Source organism: Anabaena sp. WA102 (genome assembly GCF_001277295.1).
Lineage (GTDB): Bacteria > Cyanobacteriota > Cyanobacteriia > Cyanobacteriales > Nostocaceae > Dolichospermum > Dolichospermum heterosporum.
Window position 1 is genome coordinate 2,685,503 of the sequence record NZ_CP011456.1, and the last position, 15,381, is coordinate 2,700,883.

Sequence of the window (15,381 nt, forward strand, 5' to 3'; positions counted from 1 at the left end):
CCTATAAAACCTCCAGAGACAGTATAGTTTGATCATCTTCTTGAACATCGTTATTGGCTTGAATAAGAGCTAATAAATTATCAAAATTAAGGGGTTGAGATTGTTTTTTAATAAGTTGCCATAGACCTTCTTGGTTAAGCATAGAATGATGAGTTGTTCTCGAACTGTCTAAGGTTTCCCATACAGTTGCTTCCGTAATTCCATCACTAGTCAGGAGTAATGTATCTCCAGGAGCAAGAATCAAACGTCCGGACTCAGCCTGCCATTTAGGTAATATTCCCAAGGGAATACTGCGAGCTTTCAGATAATGGGGAGAATCATTCACAGTGGCTTGTTCTGACCACACAAAAGGATAAATATGCCCCGAATTAGCATAGACAAGTTCTCTTGTAATTGGGTGATAACGAGCTAAAATCATTGTGATAAAATAATTACTGGTCATTAAATCATCAATCAAAGCATAATTCAGATTTTGCATGATGAGATTTGGCTCTACTGCTACTTCTTGACAGAGTTCCCGACGCAGCAAAGAAATCGTACTAGCCATAAACAAAGCCGCTGGCACACCCTTCCCAGAAACATCACCAACTGCTAACCACAAATCACCATTAGGATGAACAAACACTTCAAAAAAGTCACCTCCTACCTCTCGTGCTGGATAGCAACAAGCTTGGACTTTTACACCTGCCATTTCTGGTAAAGTTTGCCGCAATAGGTTATGTTGAATTTGGCGGGCTACTTCCAACTCTAAGTTAATTTGTTGTTGTTTTTCTTGCAAACTCTGATAGAGTTTTGCTTGGGAAAGGGCTAAGGCTGCTTGTTCTGCTACACCTGTAATCAGTTGAATATCTTCTTGATGCCAAATGTGATCACTTCCCAATTTACAAATAGCAATAATAGCTAGTAAATCCTGTTGATAAATGAGTGGAAAAATTAGATATTGACAAGGGATGTCTTCGTAGATATCGTCTTTTATTTCATAATGGTGAGTTCGGAAAACCTCGGCAATTAAATTACTAAGGTCTGGAAGTAAATCATAGATTTTAGATTGAGAATTTTGATAGCAAAATTGCTTTTCGGTTAGTAAATCATCTTCGACTGGTTTGACTAAGCAATAATGAGCCGCAAATGTTTCTCCAATTGTAGTAACGAGTTTTTGCAGCATATTGTCATAGTCTAAAGATTCTCTAATTGCTGTTGTTACAGCATTAAATAAAGATTCCCGTCGCAAGGCACGAGATAATTCTGCTAATCGTTTTTTAACTAAGCGATAGGTATCACTAGCTTGATTGACTAATGTTTGGAGTTGGCTGGGATTCCAAGGTTTTGTAATGTATTTAAATACTCGACCTGAGTTAATTGCATCTACTAAATCTTCTACATCTGTAAAACCTGTGAGCAAAATCCGAATTGTATCAGGAAACCGCTCCACTGTCAGACTTAATAGTTCGCTACCGTTCATTTCAGACATTCTTTGGTCGGAGATAATGACAGCCATTTCACCTTCTTTTTCTAAGATAGCTAAGGCTTCAGTGGCACTATTAGCCTTATAAACTTTAAAATCTTTCCAAAATGTGCGATAGAGGACATCTAAGTTATCTAGCTCGTCATCTACGACCATGAGCTTGAGCTTATCTAACTTTTTTCCAGCCATAAAGTGTCCTTAATTTTAATAACTAAGTAGGTGGACGTGAAATAACCAAAAGTGTGTACCGATATGTAAATTTACCTCAATGCGTTATTGTCGTTGAGTTTTAGCCATTGCAAAAAACGAAATATATTTTGATTTTCCTCCTTCCGCCTACTTAACTAAGCCAGAACGCATAGCAATTACTGCTGCTTGGGTACGGTCATTAGCACCTAGTTTGTTCATAATATTACGAACGTGGGTTTTTACAGTTGCACTTGCAATATAAAGTCTCTTGGCGATATCGTTATTACTACAACCTTTGGTAATCAATTCTATCACTTCTAATTCTCTGCCTGAGAGAATACCGACTTTAATAAGTTGTTTATGATCATGGGATTTGAGAGAATCTTGTTTTTGCTTGGCCTTTTCTACAAGAATCCGGGCAATCACTGGATCAATCCAAGGATTTCCCTCAGCAGTTACCCGGATAGCATTCAGTAAGTTGTCAAACTTGATATCTTTCATACAGTAAGAGTCTGCACCAGCACTAAAGGCTGAAAGTACGGATTCTTCATGATCAGATGATGTTAAGATTAATACTTTTGTATTTAATAACTGTTGATGATTCCCTTTAATTTTCCTGGTTAGGGACTTCCAAATAAAAAAATACTCAACCACCTAACGCAAAAATCTCTCAAACCCTTATTCCTCTGTGTCCTCTGCGCCTCTGTGGTTCGTTAATCAGGATAATTTATTTCTTGGAAGTCCCTTAATTCAATTCCATCTTGATCTGGTAAACCTATATCCACAATCGCCACATTTGGCTGTAGCTTTTTTAACATTATCAACCCATGACGAGCATTATTAGCTTGTTCAACTAGTTCAATTTCGTCTTTTCGTTGTAATGCTGTGCAAATACTGAGACGAGTGAGTTCATGATCTTCAATGATGACAGTGCGGATTTTACTCATTTTTCGTCACATATTTTGGTTTTTGCCGTCCACCTGACTTAAAAATAATACCCCACCCCTAGCCCTCCCCGTTCTTCGAGGGGGGAATAAGAAGTTTTTCCATATATTCTGGTATACATAGTTCATGATGGCTACTTAGATATACTAAACACGGGTGAGATTTAAACTTTTGCCAAATGACAAAGAACCCAGATGTGTAGGGGTAAAGCAAGAGCTTCATTGGTGTCAACTTAACGTAAAACATCTATCCCGCAAAGAACTCAATTCATCTCATTCCCAGTCTCTAACTGGGAATGAATCCTAGAAGGCTCTGCCCTCAATGATATTAGAGGCAGAGCCTCATCAACTGCATTCCTAGTCAGAGACTAGGAACGAGGTGTGGCATGGATTTGAGCTTAAGTTGACACCATTAAGCTTTTGCTTTACCCCTACGTTTAGAATCAAACAATCAAGCAAATTACTGAGTATATTAAATAATATAACCTTTTTTTGACTAAGTTATTCCAAAGCCAGACAGCAAAGTAGTTTTACTCCTGACTCCTGACTCGGCGATCGCTAATTTTAGATTTTAGGGAACACCAAAAAATAAATTACCCAATTTTGTGGGATGGGCATCCTGCCCGTCCTTGATAATTAGCGGGATTTACTGTATATTAACGCTGGGCTACTCGCAATAACAAAAACAAACCTGTGGCTAATCCAAATAAATTAGGCAACCAAGCACCAATGAAGGGCGAAAGAATACCAGCTTGTGCTAACGCCCCAGAGACGGATAGTAGCAAATAGTAACTAAAAATTACAATCACGCTAATACCAAAACTTGTGCCACGTCCAGTGCGTTGAGGGATGCTACCCATAACTGAACCAACTAAGCCAAAAATAACGCAAATAAAGGGAAAGGCGATTTTTTGTTGGATTCGCACTTGGAGTTTGCGAATTTTTTGATTGTTCCCACCTAAACGTTCTATTTCTAATTGTTCTAAGGCTTGGGAGATATTCATTTCGCCGTAGTCTCGGCTATTTTCGGCTAAGGTTAAAGGTGTGCGAGGAAGTTGTAATTGCTGATGTTCAAATCGTAAAATATTCCGATATGAGCGATCTGTCGCTACTAAATAGATAGTCCCATTATAAAAATCCCAAACTTGTTTTTGAGTGTTCCATTTAGCTGATTCGGAAACAACGATTTGATCAACTCCGCCTCTGGAACGATCTATAATTGTTAAACCGTTCATTTGCTTACCATCAAATTGGTCAGCATAAAATAAGCGAGAAAGGATCTTTTTTCGAGTACCATCTGCTTCTTTAAATTCTCGATATTCAGGATAGTAAATATTTTGTTGTTTAAAGGAAGGTTGGTCTGATTTGAGAGCTTGTGCTAAGGTAATAGTGGCTTTGTAATTCGCGGCGGGGGCAATTTGCTCATTAAATAAATAAGTGATGAGAGTGACGGCAAAACTTAACACCACAGCCGTCAAAACCATGCGATAAACACTAACACCACACCCACGCAAAGCGATTAATTCACTTTCGCTAGAAAGGCGACTATAGGTCATTAAAGTAGCTAACAAAGTGGACATGGGGAAAGAGTACACCATGACGTAAGGTAGCTTTAAGAGGAAAATCTCTAGGGCGATATTGAGAGGTAGCCCGGATTCTACAACCTTTCGCAGTAATTCAAATAAACTATCAATTGCTAAAACTACAGAAGTAAATGCACCAACACCAAATAAAAATGGTGAAATTAATTGCATCGCTAAATAGCGATCCATGATAGAAAATGAAAATATTGAAATTAAATTGGAGAAGGGTTTAATCTGTTTAGATATCATGATTATGTTTCGTGAAATCTCTCTTAGAGATCCCGCAGGGTAGATGCAAAGGAACAAAGGCGCAAAGTTTAAACTGCGAAATTATCACCTAAATAATATTGTCGCACCAAGGGGTTGTTATACAGTTCGTCAGAGTTGCCAAAAGCCAGAATTTGTCCTTCACGCATGATATAACCACGATCTGTTATGGCTAGGGTTTCGCGGACATTATGATCTGTGATTAAAATTCCCATACCGCGATCGCGCAGTTGACTGACAATCTCCTGAATCTCAGACACAGCAATGGGATCAACTCCAGCAAAAGGTTCATCTAAAAACAGGAATTTGGGTCCTTCTTTCCCTGCTGCTAAAGCCCTCGCTAATTCTGTGCGTCGTCGTTCACCACCAGAAAGTTGAATCCCTTTACTATTAGCTACCTTTTCTAAGCGAAATTCTTGTAATAAGGTATGTAGTCTGTGTCTCCATTCTCTCCTGGGAACTTGAGTTTGTTCAAATACTAGGAGAATATTTTCTTTCACTGACAACTGACGAAATACACTTGCTTCTTGAGCTAAATAGCCAATACCTAATCTAGCCCTTGTGTGCATGGGGAAATTAGTAATATCTAAATTGTCTAACCACACTTTGCCATGATTCGGTTTTTCTAAACCTGTGGCAATATAAAATGTTGTCGTTTTCCCCGCACCATTGGGACCAAGTAAACCGACAACTTCCCCCTGGCTAACAGAAAGGCTAACACGATTTACAATTAATCGTTTACCGTAGGATTTGTGAATATTCTCTAAAACAATTTTCACTATGGGATTTTGTCTAGGTATAGATGCTAATTAGAACGCTTTAAGGCTGGAGTTTTTGGGGCTGGTTTCGTAGTTTGTCTACTAGGATTAGAATCTTCTATCATATATATAGATTCTACCTGACGGTTAGATTGGGGTAAGGCGATGAATCTGCCTTCGTCAATTAAATAGGTGACTTTTTCGGCACGAATGCTATTGCTACCCTGTTGTAAAATGTAAACATTACCACTGAAGTCAATCCGTTTTTCTTTACTAAAGTATTGAGCTTGAGCAGATGTGGCTTGAATTTGGCGAGCCGGGTAGACCATTTGCACATTGCCACGAGCAGTAATTACTTGAGTTTTCGCGTCATATTCTTGGGTATCGGAGCGAATAGTCAGGGGACGATTTCCCCCAGATTGGGCTGTAGCTGGTAGCAATTGGCTGGGCAATCCTGCAACACCTACAAGGGAAATTGGCAGTGCCAAGGCTAATCCTAAGCGGCGTATCCGTGATTTTAGCAATTGATAAGGAGGTATCATAGTAATTAGGGAACGGGGAACAGGGAGATAAAAATCAAATATGAGTCCTATAGCAAAAATGGACGGTTTTTTAAACTTTAAGTTTCGCTTCCAGAACCTTTGCTCACAACTGGCAAAAATTTGTTAATTGTTACCGAATTATCAAGTCTGACACACCCACAAAAAATTAAGCAAATAAATCCCACAAATCATCAAAATCCCACAAATCATAGTTTAGACAGGGAAATACTGGGTAAAAGTCGAGCTTGATTTTCAGCCAATTTATTATTTGCCATTGGTTGTAGACTTTCTTGTTGTAGTGTTTTTAACAAATCCACACTTTCAGTTAGTAATTCTTCCACATTAATACCGCCGTAGCTAGGTAGATAACGCCGAAGACGATTACTACCTTCGCCTAAAAGAATCATTGCCCCCCGTTGGTTATGATTACCCAGATGATATAGTCCTACAGCAATTTGGAGAATACCTTGATAAAAAGTTTTATCTGGTTCGATACTATCGATCCAGAGTGCTTCAAGAATGTCATGGCAAGCGTAGAACTGTCCAGCATTGAAATGTTCTACACCTTGCCAAAACTCTTCAGGCATGATTTCGCTCATCCCATGCTATCCCGAACTTCTTTAATACAATCGAGAGAAATTTCCTGTTTGTCCCCAGAAAATTCATTTTCAGGAGTGAGGAATAGCATACAGTGACATTCTTTGCGTTCGCGCATGGGTACGCAGGGACAGTTCCAAAAAGCGGCGTTAACTTCGGCTTCTTTATCTTCGTAGTGACGACAAGGACATAAGGGCGCACCGAGTTCGTCTTTATGCTTGGCTAGTCCTTCGATGACAACTGCGGTGACGGAAGGTTCAGAACAGAAGAATGTTCCCGTCCGTTTGGCGTATTGTTCGGAAAAATGCCGCATTGCTTCTAGGCTTTTATCGCTGGATTTTGAATTCACTTCTGATGTGACCATTGGTTGTGCTGTTTATAAATTTCCATGTTTCTTTGCATTGTACATCAGGCTCAGTGTGAGAAATCGTTTCAAAATAAACTGAGGGCTTTTTGTAGTTGGGGTTGTAGTTCTTGTTCGTTTTGGACGATGATGCCAGGATATTCCCGATTAATGAGGTTTGGTGTGGCTGAATCTGGATTTTGCCACAGTAGCCAACGACTACCCGGAGGTAAGGAAGATGTGGTGAAAGAGTTTTGGGTTAGCCAAATGAGGGGGCGGTGATCTGGTGGTAAGCTGTTTTTTTCGGTGGGGTTGGTGGCTGCTAAGGTTTCGAGAACGGAGATATTACCTGTAGTTAAACCTGTGGCTGATGTCCATAGTTGCACTTGCAGTTTCTGTTTTTGGGCATAAAAATACAGGGAAGCAGCAGCAATCACGGCTTGTTCAAACAATTCTTGTTGCCATATAAAGGAACTATCTATGGCAATGATAATTTCTTGTCCCCCGGTAATTACTTCTAATTCTCGGACTCGTAATTCTCCATAGCGAGCGCTCGTCCGCCAATGAATCAACCGAGTAGGATCACCGATGCGATAGGGACGTAGCGATCGCACTAATCCCGTTGTTGCCATCTGTAAAGGTTTACCACGGGGATCTCCCCTTTGGCTATCATCTTGTCCGATTTCATCAATTAAGGGGCAGGTAGTCAAGGGTAAAACGGTGGGATAAACAGTCGCCCTAGCTTCACACTGACGAGGACGACGACAGGAAAATAAACCCCAGGGCGCACCTGTGACTAATTCTACTGTGTGCCAGCGGTAAATACCACGCTGTTGGGTCGGGTGATAATAGATGCACTGATAACTCTCTTGTGGTGGAATAGCTTCAATATTTTGCTGGACTGGTTGACCAAGAATAAATGGGAGAATGTCTCTAATTTGTAATAGACTAGAAGATTGTTTTTTCTGATTTTGAATTTCTATTTCAATTTTCAGTGCATCACCGGCGGTTACTGGTGCAATAGGACGACGTTTGACAATTATACCTGTGAGCGATCGCGGCGCAACAAAAGCCGACACCCCCAAAAGCGCAAAACTAACCCCACTAATCACATACAGCCAGCCAGCCATGGTATTAATCCCTGCACCCAAATAACACACAGAGATTCCCGCCAACACCCAACCGCCATAAGCAGGTGCAGCAGCATGGGTTTCCAGCCAATTGTTGATTTTTTTGGTAATTTTCATCTTACTTTTTTAACTTAATTTTGGGGGAACAGGGAACAGGGAACAGGGAACAGGGAATAGGCAAGAGGCAAGAGGCAAGAGGCAAGAGGCAAGAGGCAAGAGGCAAGGGGCAAGAGGCAAGAGGCAAGAGGGAATAAATTTGATAATGATTGAGAATTACATCTAAAAAGCCCCTGTCATTAATTGCCACGGACAACTGACCACTGACAACTGACCACTGACAACCAACAACTGACAATATGGTTTATCCCGTTATTTGGCACAATAATTCAGTCTCACTGATTGATCAAACTCGCTTACCTAATGAATATACAGTGGTGGAGATTCACCGCAGTGAAGATATGGCACAAGCCATTACCACTATGATTGTGAGAGGTGCGCCGGCGATTGGAGTTGCGGCAGCTTATGGAATGTATTTGGGGGCAAGGGAAATTGAAACCAGCCATCGCCAAGAGTTTTTAGCTAAACTGGAAACAGTAGCTAATTTGTTGCGTTCTACCCGTCCCACTGCGGTAAATTTGTTTTGGGCAATTGGCAGAATGATGCAAACGGCTTATGAAACCATGGGAACAGTCGCCGAAATTAAACAAGCCCTTTTAGAAACTGCCCAAAAGATCAATGCCGAAGACTTGCAAACTTGTCAAGCGATCGGTGATCATGGTTTGGCGGCATTACCGCAAACCCCAGAAAAACTAATTATACTCACTCACTGCAACGCTGGGGCTTTAGCTACCGCTGGTTATGGTACAGCATTAGGTGTAGTCCGTTCTGCGTGGAAAGAAGGACGTTTAGCCAGAGTATATGCAGACGAAACTCGTCCCCGGTTACAAGGTGCAAAACTCACCACTTGGGAATGTGTCCAAGAAGGGATTCCGGTGACAGTAATTACCGATAATATGGCTGCCCACTGCATGAAACAAGGTTTAATTGATGCTGTAGTTGTGGGCGCTGATAGAATAGCTGCTAATGGTGACGCTGCCAATAAAATCGGAACTTATAGTTTAGCTATTGTGGCTAAAGCTCATAATATTCCTTTCTTTGTGGCTGCACCTTTATCTACCGTAGATTTTCAATTAACTGATGGTAGTCAAATTCCCATTGAAGAACGTCACCCAGCGGAAATCTATCAAATAGGTGAAACTATCCTCACTCCTCCAGGTGTGGAATTTTATAACCCGGCTTTTGATGTCACCCCTGCTGATTTAATTACCGCCATTATTACTGAAAATGGGGCTTTTCTTCCCGGTGATTTATTAAAGGCTCAGAAGATGGTTTAATTTTAACGGTGAGAAGGGTTTAGCAATGCTAAACCCCCACATAAATTTAACCTTTTATTGTCATAAAAATCGGTACATACAGCGGTTTCCGCTCTTATGAGGTACATCTTAGCCCCCTCATCGCTTACGGGGAGGGGGTTGGGGGTGGGGTTCTTGTACCTCATAACATCGGGAAGTGCTGTATATGTATTTCTGGCGTTGCTGAATTGAGGTATGAAATTCCTAAATTGAACCTTTAAAACTCTTACCTTTGCGTCTTTGCGTGAAACTAAAATTTATACCCTTAATCAGCAACGCCATATTTCTTTATGCCTTATTTTTTTTTATATCTTCTCTGACTACATAAGTAAATTCAGCGGTAAAAAAATAGTGTAAACCTGTCTAAAATACCACAATATAAGTTAAAATATACTTTATATAGCAATAAAGTGTATCAAGTAAGAACTATGAGTGGACAAAAAACATTTAGCGTCACTGCTGGTATTTCTACAGCATCACAACCTGGTTTATTTGATGGGATAGCTTCTGCATTGCAAGCATATCAAGAACGTCAGCGTCAGGAAAGGGAAACTGCTATCAAAAGAGAGCAAGATATACAACAAAAAATTGCTCAATTTCGTTCTGGTGCTACTAAAAAAAAGATTGTTGTTCAAGAACCTGAACAGGTTAACTTAATAAATGCTGAGGTAAATCAAGCCTTATCTCAGGATGCACAAAGACAAGTGCAGAATCTAAAAATGCAATTACCAAAGATTAAATCAGAATATCAGATTTTAATTGATCGGCAATTATTGGAAACTGCAAGTGTACAACAAGCTATTCAGAAGACGGAAACGGCATTACAAAATAATAATTTAACTGACGCTCAAACCTACTTACAAACATTAGATGATGCTCGCATTCAGGTAATTCAACAACTCCAGATAGAGTGGACAAAACAGTTTGAATTTCTGCAATCTAGACTCAATAATTTACAGTCAAGTCTTCCTGATCATATCACTCAACAATTACAAATCAAAATAAATGATCTGTGTAATAGTTGGCAGACTATTTCTGATGAAGAGATAGAAATTTTCCATCAAGAAATTAGTAGCTACGAATCTCAAGCAGAACAAGTGTATACTGCGGCGGAAAATTTAGTAGCATCTTGGCAAGAAGTTGGTTATGTTGCCAAAATTGCGGAAATTAATGATGGTGATGTAGTTATTAATATTGAAACCCATGAGGGAGTAAATACGCAAATGCGGATTCAGTTTGATGGTCAACAAATTGACTTAGCTGGACCTCATGATGAAGAAGGTGATTCTTCCTGTTCTAGTCGCACGTTTGACGTGATTGAACTGTTTCAACAGCAAGGTTATCAGGTGGAATGGACAGCATGGAATGGTGAACCTGTGGACAAAGAATGGCGGAATGTGGATATGGGGATTATTTCCGTAAAAACAACTATGGAGTCTGATTCTAATAAAATACCTGAGCGGCGTTCTGAAAGTATCGGCGATTAGAAGCGATTAGAAATCGCGGCTACACAGGCAAAACCCACCTACGTGGGTTTCAATCTCTTAATTTAAGATGGTAAATGATGACAAAACCGCTATTGCTAAATATAGCTGCTTGGCTGCCTCGTTCTTGTGCTAATGGTCCAGGAACTCGGATGGTGATTTGGGTACAAGGTTGTCCTTTTCGGTGTCTAGGTTGTCAAAATCCTGACTATTTGCAGTTTAAGTTAAATCAGGTGGTGACTGTAGAGGAAATGTGGCAAAAATTCCAAGAATTACCGGATTTAGCGGGTATTTCCATTTCCGGTGGTGAACCTTTTGCTCAAGCTGTGGCTTTGGCAGATTTAGCACGTCGCGTCCAATCCGTAGGTAAGACGGTTGTTTGTTGGACAGGGTATCAACTACAACAATTGCAATTCAATAATATTCCTGATAGTCAAAGGTTACTAAATCATATAGATTTATTAGTTGATGGCTTATTTATACAGCAGCAAGTTAGTAACCAACCACTAAAAGGTTCAAATAATCAAAAACTGCATTTTTTATCTGGGCGAATTGTTGAGGCTGATTTAGTGAATATACCGCGTCAGGAGTGGATATTAGGTTCAGAGACATTAACATATACGGGTTTTCCTGTGAAATACAAGCAACTTGATCAGGGTGGGGTATAAAATAGATGAGTATTGTGGTGATAGGCGATCGCAAAACCGGAAAAACCAGCATGGTCAGAGCCTTGGCTGAACACGGGAAATATGTCAAAATCAGTAATATCCTAGCCAGTGACTTATACAATCCCAGCACCAAGGAAATAGCAGGTACAGATCAATTAAATACCAAAACCTTAAACATGGAGGTAGATTTACCCGCAACCGGACCAAGACAATTGAATATTTTATGGATTGATACCCCTGGAGAATTTTGGAGTAACCCCCAATATCGAAAAGATCATCCAGCAGCTTGGCAAGGAATGGAAGATAAAGTCAAGGAAAGTAAAGCCGTAATTTTAATGTTACCGCCCCACCAAAGTCTAGTATCTAGCCGTCTGATAGATGTAGCTGCTAATCATCTCCAACCAGTTAATACATTACCAACTAGTGATCAATGGGTGAATGGTTTACAGAACTGGTTTGACTTTTTACAACAGAATTGTCAACGAGTCAAACACATAATTATTGCCCTCCATAAAGCCGATTTATTTTGTGATGTGGAAGCAGAAGGAAAGACTTGGAGATATAACCCAAAGAGAGGCGGTGCAGCCCCTTGGTATGATTATAGTGATCATGTAGTTGAGTCATATTTTGGAGTTGCAAATCAAGTCATTCGTAAATACAAAGGAAAAGAAATTGGTTCTCGAACTAATTTCTTTATTACTACTACCGAAAATCAGGAATTACTAGAATTGCCTTGGTTGTATCTTGCTCCTTATCTTATTTATAATTAACCCATAAAATCTTATGCTTGCCAAAAATTCCCAGACTAAACGTACAATTCTGAAAAAACAACAATCAGTTGGCAATGACATTAGAATCATTGGCTCTCGTAAATCCGGTAAAACCACTTATTTAGCTTCATTATTACGGCTTCCAGAAGAATTAAAAAAACAATTTCCTGGTTTAAAAATTACACCTACTTCTGATGATGCGGCAGAATTAATTAGTGCAGCTAAGAATATTTTAGAACAAGGGGCAGTTTTTGCGGGGACAGATATTGAAAATGGTGATGAACCATATTTTTCTTTTGAAATTAAAATTCCCACCAGTAAAAATTCACCAGAAACAACATTACAATTAAACGTCAAAGATTACTCAGGTGAAACATTTGAATGTGCAGCTATCCCTCACAGAGCATCTGAATTTCAAGAATATGTAGAAGATTGGTTAACCGCCAAAAGTTGGATGATTATGCTCACAGATTGGGATACAAGTAATGACGCAAAACTCTATGCACCTGCTTTGAATAGGCTATTAACAGAATTATCCGAACAGGCTAATGTGAATGAAACTTTGAGTAAATTGAGAGTTGCCGTAGTTATGAGTAAATGTGAACGAGGAGAACTGTGGCCTTGTCGTTTAGATGCCGAAGAAGACTTATTTAGAGTCCGTTTAAAGGAAACTTATAACGTTTTGAAAGACAAATTACCACCTTCCAGATTACGGTTTTTCGCCTGTTCTTCCTTCGGTGTCATGGGAGATAGGTCTGGACAACATGATCCCCGTCCTAATCGTTATATACCGGATGATGGCAGTTCCGCCGAATTTATTGCCCATTTACGAGAGGTTGATGCTTGGAAACCCTTCGGTTTAATTTCCCCACTTTATTGGTTAAGCACAGGGAGGGTATTTCATGACGAACGCCTCTAATCTTCCCGGTAACATTGGCGGAAACCAGGATTTTCGCGTTATCGGTCCCCGTCGTTCTGGAAAAACAGCTTTTATGGCGGCTCTAGCTCGTTGGCCAAATGCTAAAACAGACAGTCCTATTCTGGCTGTTGACCCCTATAACGACGAAGCTGGGGAATTAATTAGTCTGGCTCAGGACATCTTAGAAGATGGTAGAGAGTTAGCAGGTACAGATTATGGGCGTGAAGAGGCTGAGGATTTACCAACATACTCCTTACTAATTACCTTAAAAGCTAAGTTTATTAATCATCCTCTGCCAGCTTTAAGAAATCAACCTATTAGATTGCGAGTATCCTGTCGAGAATACTCCGGGGAACTGATCAAAGAATTACGAAATCTGGCTAATTCTAGCGCACATTTAGTTAGTTATTTAGATGATTGTGCCACTGCATCAGGCTTATTGATACTCATTGATAGCACTGCGAATAAAACATCTGATCAAGAATATGCTCAAGCCTTAGAAAACCTGCAAAGAGAATTAAATGAGCGATTAAATATTAAGAAAGGAGGATTACAAAACTATCGAATTGCTGTAGTATTTACGAAATGTGAACAACCTCCAGCTTCAGGTTATTGGCAAGATATAGACACTTTCATGGGCTTAAAATTTCCTAATCTTAAAACTACAGTAAAGAAATGGAGTAACCTATGGGGATGTTCTACAAATTACTTTTTTGCTTCTACCTTTGGCACAAAAGGAACACCACCCAGACCCAACTTTAAGAAAAAAAATCGAGATAGTGGGGGAACTTATGGAGTAATTGATAAACCGGGAGTATGGCGACCTTTAGGTTTAGTTGCGCCTTTGTATTGGTTGGCAACGGGTAAGGAAGATAATCAATTAAGAGATATTTAGGAGGAAATAATTATGTCAGTTGTTCGCATTTATCAATTTTGTAGAGGATTTGATAACGTCCGTAAGTCAGAAGTATATCAATGTTATGTATCTGGTGGTTATGCTTTTGAGAAAATCGCTCGTGCAAGTCATGAAGTTCCTCCAGAAATTCGTGAAGCAGTAATTAATGATTATTTTAAATTGAATGATAATTATCCACCAGATCAGGATGATTTTTCTCTCATTGCCAGAGAAATAAATGATAAATATTCTGTTTTAGCAGTAGCAAATAGGCAACTAGATGATGGTGGTCGTCCTACTATTGGCTATAAATATTTTTGGTTAGATAAGTCAAAATTATCTCGATATGTTGATGGGATTGGAACTTTACTTTATTGGTGGTCTAAGAATGAGCCTAAGTTTAAAATGGAGGAATTGATTGATTCAATCTCACCAGGAATATTTGACTATGACCAAGAAATTAAAAAAAATAATTTCCGAGAAATCTTGCAATATGAACAAACACTGCATGAAATTCCTGAAGTTCAAGTAGTTAAGAAAGAACTTTGGGAAGGATATCCAGCATATATGGAAATACACTATCTAGCTTTAGCTCTTAGTCATCGTGCTAACGATGCTAATGCTTGGGCTTGGAATGTTCAGAAATTATCATATCCAGAGACTTTTTTAGCAATTTCTTACACTACTGAAGAGAATCTACCCAAGACTATTCGTAAACGTCCATTACCATCCCCACAAAAAGATAATTCTAATAATAATTCTACTACAGCTACTACAAAAAACTCTGGTCAAATAGTCCCAGATAAAAAGATTAGAGATTGTTTAAAAGAGATAGCAAGAATATTTGCTGATACACATGAACTAGACTCTAAAAAAACTGAGGAATTATTTGAATATTTAGCAAAATACCCAAATGAAACCTGGTCTAATTTTATAGACAAAGCTACTTTAAAGGCATCTGATGGCAACTTTAATATAATCTATAAAGCCGAAATATATCTGCTTTTACCAAAGGAAAAGAGTTCATTTTTGATAGAAATATTAAATTCAACTAATTTCGGTAATTCGTCAGGAAAATCTAGTAGTAACAGCATTGCTATTAAATTTCACACTCAATTATTAAATGCTAGTTACAAGTATCAAAATCCACAGGTAATTCACAGATTAGTTTCTTCTATATATACGGGTATTTCATATCTACTAAATCAGTTAATGGCTGATGACAATGGAAGTAATAAAATTGAATTTCTATTAACTCAATCGCAAAGTATATGGTCTAAAACTTTTTAACTTATGCAGAACTGGTTGAAAAAAGAATTTTCTCTCAAGAAGAAATAACCGTTGAAGAATCTATAAAAGATTTTTGTCAAGACATTTTAACTATTTTACAAGAACCGAAAAATATTACTTTAGAA

Annotated in this window: 14 protein-coding genes and 2 pseudogenes; 7 read left to right on the plus strand and 9 right to left on the minus strand. The window is 39.0% G+C overall.

Features of this window, described 5'->3' with window-relative positions; genetic code table 11:
- Position 1: 1 nt before the first annotated feature.
- The 9 genes and pseudogenes from AA650_RS11555 to AA650_RS11595 form a co-directional block, all read right to left on the minus strand.
- Positions 2–1,654 (minus strand): SpoIIE family protein phosphatase, encoded by a 1,653-nt coding sequence (locus AA650_RS11555; RefSeq protein WP_053539129.1) that lies wholly within the window; start codon positions 1,652–1,654, stop codon positions 2–4.
- Positions 1,655–1,801: 147 nt separating this feature from the next.
- Positions 1,802–2,248: pseudogene (locus AA650_RS11560) on the minus strand (LuxR C-terminal-related transcriptional regulator); the annotation flags it as partial.
- 155 nt (positions 2,249–2,403) lie between these two features.
- Positions 2,404–2,601 (minus strand): annotated as a pseudogene (locus AA650_RS11565) (response regulator transcription factor); the annotation flags it as partial.
- Between the two features lie 653 nt (positions 2,602–3,254).
- Positions 3,255–4,370 carry an LptF/LptG family permease gene (locus AA650_RS11570; protein WP_039203961.1) on the minus strand — a complete coding sequence of 372 codons (1,116 nt, stop codon included), beginning with the start codon at positions 4,368–4,370 and terminating at the stop codon, positions 3,255–3,257.
- A 128-nt stretch (positions 4,371–4,498) separates the two neighbouring features.
- Entirely contained in the window at positions 4,499–5,227 is a 729-nt protein-coding gene (gene lptB, locus AA650_RS11575; RefSeq protein ID WP_039203962.1) for an LPS export ABC transporter ATP-binding protein, read from the minus strand.
- A 26-nt stretch (positions 5,228–5,253) separates the two neighbouring features.
- The gene (locus AA650_RS11580) at positions 5,254–5,748 is read right to left on the minus strand and encodes an LptA/OstA family protein (protein ID WP_027400684.1); all 495 of its coding nucleotides are present in this window, start codon (positions 5,746–5,748) and stop codon (positions 5,254–5,256) included.
- Positions 5,749–5,954: 206 nt separating this feature from the next.
- On the minus strand, positions 5,955–6,347 hold the full coding sequence (locus AA650_RS11585; protein ID WP_053539131.1) for a DUF309 domain-containing protein: 393 nt from the start codon (positions 6,345–6,347) through the stop codon (positions 5,955–5,957).
- Entirely contained in the window at positions 6,344–6,709 is a 366-nt protein-coding gene (locus AA650_RS11590) for a ferredoxin thioredoxin reductase catalytic beta subunit (protein ID WP_027400682.1), read from the minus strand. The genes AA650_RS11585 and AA650_RS11590 overlap by 4 nt, the downstream gene beginning before the upstream one ends.
- A 68-nt stretch (positions 6,710–6,777) precedes the next feature.
- A complete protein-coding gene (locus AA650_RS11595) occupies positions 6,778–7,935 on the minus strand; it encodes a DUF58 domain-containing protein (RefSeq protein WP_053539132.1) in 1,158 nt (385 codons plus the stop codon).
- Between the two features lie 239 nt (positions 7,936–8,174).
- Here AA650_RS11595 and mtnA point away from each other — a divergent pair, with 239 nt between their 5' ends.
- The 7 genes from mtnA to AA650_RS11630 all read left to right on the plus strand — a co-directional run bounded on the left by mtnA (position 8,175) and on the right by AA650_RS11630 (position 15,256).
- Positions 8,175–9,212, plus strand: coding sequence for an S-methyl-5-thioribose-1-phosphate isomerase (gene mtnA, locus AA650_RS11600; protein ID WP_053539133.1), 1,038 nt, complete (start codon positions 8,175–8,177; stop codon positions 9,210–9,212).
- A 446-nt stretch (positions 9,213–9,658) separates the two neighbouring features.
- Positions 9,659–10,717 carry a hypothetical protein gene (locus AA650_RS11605; RefSeq protein ID WP_053539134.1) on the plus strand — a complete coding sequence of 353 codons (1,059 nt, stop codon included), beginning with the start codon at positions 9,659–9,661 and terminating at the stop codon, positions 10,715–10,717.
- A gap of 74 nt (positions 10,718–10,791) precedes the next feature.
- Positions 10,792–11,382: a 4Fe-4S single cluster domain-containing protein gene (locus tag AA650_RS11610; protein ID WP_081424211.1), complete on the plus strand. Its 591-nt coding sequence runs from the start codon at positions 10,792–10,794 to the stop codon at positions 11,380–11,382.
- Positions 11,383–11,387: 5 nt separating this feature from the next.
- On the plus strand, positions 11,388–12,152 hold the full coding sequence (locus AA650_RS11615; protein WP_053539136.1) for a GTPase domain-containing protein: 765 nt from the start codon (positions 11,388–11,390) through the stop codon (positions 12,150–12,152).
- 13 nt (positions 12,153–12,165) lie between these two features.
- On the plus strand, positions 12,166–13,071 hold the full coding sequence (locus AA650_RS11620) for a hypothetical protein (RefSeq protein WP_199924430.1): 906 nt from the start codon (positions 12,166–12,168) through the stop codon (positions 13,069–13,071).
- Complete coding sequence (locus AA650_RS11625; protein WP_053539137.1) at positions 13,055–13,966, plus strand: hypothetical protein; 912 nt, start codon at positions 13,055–13,057, stop codon at positions 13,964–13,966. The genes AA650_RS11620 and AA650_RS11625 overlap by 17 nt, the downstream gene beginning before the upstream one ends.
- A 12-nt stretch (positions 13,967–13,978) precedes the next feature.
- Entirely contained in the window at positions 13,979–15,256 is a 1,278-nt protein-coding gene (locus AA650_RS11630; RefSeq protein WP_053539138.1) for a hypothetical protein, read from the plus strand.
- The last annotated feature ends 125 nt before the right edge of the window (positions 15,257–15,381 follow it).

Coding starts and splice junctions, on each gene's coding strand:
- AA650_RS11580 (WP_027400684.1), bottom strand. CDS start 5,748: ATGATACCTCCTTATCAATTGCTAAAATCACGGATACGCCGCTTAGGA.
- AA650_RS11605 (WP_053539134.1), top strand. CDS start 9,659: ATGAGTGGACAAAAAACATTTAGCGTCACTGCTGGTATTTCTACAGCA.
- AA650_RS11595 (WP_053539132.1), bottom strand. CDS start 7,935: ATGAAAATTACCAAAAAAATCAACAATTGGCTGGAAACCCATGCTGCT.
- AA650_RS11625 (WP_053539137.1), top strand. CDS start 13,055: ATGACGAACGCCTCTAATCTTCCCGGTAACATTGGCGGAAACCAGGAT.
- mtnA (WP_053539133.1), top strand. CDS start 8,175: ATGGTTTATCCCGTTATTTGGCACAATAATTCAGTCTCACTGATTGAT.
- AA650_RS11615 (WP_053539136.1), top strand. CDS start 11,388: ATGAGTATTGTGGTGATAGGCGATCGCAAAACCGGAAAAACCAGCATG.
- AA650_RS11630 (WP_053539138.1), top strand. CDS start 13,979: ATGTCAGTTGTTCGCATTTATCAATTTTGTAGAGGATTTGATAACGTC.
- AA650_RS11610 (WP_081424211.1), top strand. CDS start 10,792: ATGATGACAAAACCGCTATTGCTAAATATAGCTGCTTGGCTGCCTCGT.
- AA650_RS11590 (WP_027400682.1), bottom strand. CDS start 6,709: ATGGTCACATCAGAAGTGAATTCAAAATCCAGCGATAAAAGCCTAGAA.
- AA650_RS11570 (WP_039203961.1), bottom strand. CDS start 4,370: ATGGATCGCTATTTAGCGATGCAATTAATTTCACCATTTTTATTTGGT.
- AA650_RS11585 (WP_053539131.1), bottom strand. CDS start 6,347: ATGAGCGAAATCATGCCTGAAGAGTTTTGGCAAGGTGTAGAACATTTC.
- AA650_RS11555 (WP_053539129.1), bottom strand. CDS start 1,654: ATGGCTGGAAAAAAGTTAGATAAGCTCAAGCTCATGGTCGTAGATGAC.
- AA650_RS11620 (WP_199924430.1), top strand. CDS start 12,166: ATGCTTGCCAAAAATTCCCAGACTAAACGTACAATTCTGAAAAAACAA.